1 protein-coding gene is annotated in these 335 nt (G+C 68.4%); it reads left to right on the top strand.

What is annotated here, in order from left to right:
• On the top strand, positions 1-335 hold a 335-nt coding region (locus BN948_RS25415), incomplete at both ends, for a hypothetical protein (RefSeq protein ID WP_035624962.1).

Genomic DNA, 335 nt, shown 5'->3' with positions numbered 1-335 from the left:
GCCAACCACATCTTCCTTGTCGGCACGGAGAAGGGCCTGGGGGTGAACAACCAGGGCGTGCTCTCGGCCCAGGCTGATCTGGTGCTGCTGGCCGACGGGCGCCTGGTCAACAAGGGCAGCCTGCAAAGCAACGCGGGCCTGAGCGTTCAAGCCTCGGGCATCGAGAACGGCGCAGGCGCCCAGATCGTCGGCCAGCAGGACGTCGTCCTGCGCACGGCGGGCGACCTCTCCAACGCCGGCCTGATCGATGGCGTCGACGTGAGCGTCCAGGCCGGCGTTGTGACCAACAGCGGCCGCCTCTACGGCGATCGGTTGGCCATCGCCGCCGACAACGT

It is taken from the genome of Hydrogenophaga intermedia (genome assembly GCF_000723405.1).
Lineage (GTDB): Bacteria > Pseudomonadota > Gammaproteobacteria > Burkholderiales > Burkholderiaceae_C > Hydrogenophaga > Hydrogenophaga intermedia.
Note: the sequence above shows the minus strand (reverse complement) of the source record. Positions and strands in the feature narration are given on the sequence as shown.